Origin of the sequence: Aquabacterium sp., from assembly GCF_049274795.1 — a bacterium.
GTDB lineage: Bacteria > Pseudomonadota > Gammaproteobacteria > Burkholderiales > Burkholderiaceae_C > Aquabacterium.
The window spans coordinates 1-2,443 of record NZ_JBASTH010000049.1; the positions used below are offsets into that span (position 1 = coordinate 1).

General features: G+C 60.0%; 1 protein-coding gene. It reads left to right on the forward strand.

Going from position 1 to position 2,443, the window contains the following annotated elements; all coding sequences use genetic code 11:
* Positions 1-2,443 (forward strand): diguanylate cyclase domain-containing protein (locus WAQ08_RS08050; RefSeq protein ID WP_422190741.1); only part of this gene is annotated, 2,443 nt, incomplete at both ends.

The window sequence follows — 2,443 nt, forward strand, 5'->3', positions numbered from 1 at the left end:
TCCGAGGTGAGGGATTATGGGCCAAGGGGCAGAAGGACGCGGTTTATCATCTGCAGCGCTACGCTGGCACGCGCGATCCACGCTACTACGAAGAATACCTTAAGGCCATAGCCGTTCCGCAGGCTGATCATCGGTTACGCCTCGCGCTGAACGCCCCGACGTTGGACCACTCGCTCGCGCTCGAAAGCTTCATCGCCGGACACAACCATCCCGACGATTTCGTCGCCGCCGTCATTATTTATCGCTGGTTCGGCTGGATCGAATACGTCGAAAAGGCCGTCGCGCTTTGGACCGAAGGCGATCGCCATATGGCCGAGCTTGAAATCATGGCCGATACACTGCACCGCGAGGTTGAGTTGCAAACACTCACCGATGTGCAAGCGAATGAGCTCTTGGTAGCGGTAGACCGGATCAACGCCCAGCTCACGCGGGTGGAAACAGAATTCTCCGCCACATTGTCGGAAGGTGCGCGCTGGATGTATCGGGTGTTCCGCAATGCTACATTCGCGGTGACCGGCCTGCTTACAGCGCTCGGTCTGTGGTTCTCGTTCCTTTTCTTCCGGCAAATGCATCAGGAGATCGATTTGCTGCGCACCGGCGCCGAACGCGTGGGCCATGGCGACCTTGCGCACCGCATCGTAATCGCTTCGCGCGACGAACTGGGGCAGCTCGCGGTCACGTTCAATAAAATGACCCAGGAACTGGACGAGGCCCGCAGTCTGATCGAGCACAAGACCCAGGAGTTGGGCGCGGCGCTGCACGGGCAGCAAACCATCATGGAAGGTATCCCCGACGTGGTGTACCAGGTCGACCGGAAAGGGTGCATGGTCCGATGGAACAAGAAGCTGGAACAATTGCTTGGCCGGTCGCCCGTCGAACTGTTAGGGGTGCCTTGGCAGGAAATCGTCCCTCCGGGCGAGCGCGACCAGATCACCGAGCTGATGCGGCGCGAAATGAAAAAGGGCGAATACTTCGAGATGGAATACAACCTGCTCGGCCCGAACGGCCCGGTCCCGTATCTCTGGAACGGCGTAAAATTGCGCGATGAACAAGGTGTGAGTATCGGTCTGATCGGTACCGGGCGTGACATGCGCGCGTTCCGGAAAGGTGAGGAGGAGCGCCAGACACTTGCGGCGCTGGTGGAATACAGTCGCGATTTTATCGCCGTTGCGTCGCTCGATGGACGAGTCATATTCGTGAACCCCGCCGGTCGCCAGCTGGTCGGACTGGACAGCATCGAGCAAGCCAAGGCGACGCATATCTTCGACTATATTGCCGAGGCCGACCGGCGCGAGTTTCACGACCACGGGTTCCCGGCCTTGATCAAGGAAGGCTATTGGGAAGGCGAGCTGCGTTTCAGGAATTTCAAGACCGACACCCAGATTCCCATGATGAGCACAGGGTTTTTGGTACGCAACTTGGCCACCGGCGAGCCGATCGCGATCGCGACCGTGAGTCGCGATATTACCGAACGCAAGCGCGCCGAAGAGCGCCTGGAGTACCTGGCGCATCACGACTCGCTCACCGGGCTGCCGAACCGCGTGCTTTTGGTCGACCGCGTCAGTGGCGCGCTTGCGCGCGCCAGCCGGCACGGCATGATGGTCGCGGCGCTGTTCGTCGATCTCGATCGATTCAAGGTCATCAACGATACGCTCGGGCATGACGTCGGCGACCGGGTGCTCAAGAAAGCCGCGGCGCGTCTGATCGACAGCGTCCGCTCGATCGACACGGTTGCGCGACTATCCGGTGACGAATTCGTGGTGGTGCTCGAGGAAATTACCCGGGTCGAAGATGCGACCGTGATTGCCACAACGATTATTGAGGCGTTGGGCAAGCCGCTGCATCTCGAAGGTCGCGAGCTGTTCATTACGCCCAGCATCGGCATCAGCATGTATCCCGCGGATGCGGCCGACGCGCAGACCTTGCTTAAGAACGCCGATGCGGCGATGTATCAGGCCAAAGACCAGGGACGCAACCGCTATCAGATCTATACCGCCGAGACGAACGTCCGGCTGGCGGCGCGCCTGGGGCTTGAGAACCGCTTGCGGCGCGCGCTCGAGCGCGGTGAATTGTCGGCACATTACCAGCCGATCGTGAATTTGGAGAACGGCCAGATCACCGGCATGGAAGCCTTACTGCGCTGGAACAATCCGGAGCTGGGTTCGGTATCGCCGGCTGAATTCATCCCGCTGGCGGAAGAGACCGGCCTGATTGTACCGATCGGTGCCTGGGTGCTCGCGGAGGCCTGCCGTCAGAATCGTGTATGGCTCGAGGCCGGTTTGCCGCCGTTGCGTATGGCGGTGAATCTGTCGCCGCGCCAGTTCCAGGATGAGAACCTTATGATCCATATTGAGCATGCACTGGCGGATAACGGGTTGACGCCGGAATGCCTGGAACTGGAGCTGACCGAAAACGTGCTGATCGAAAACGTTGCCATGATGAC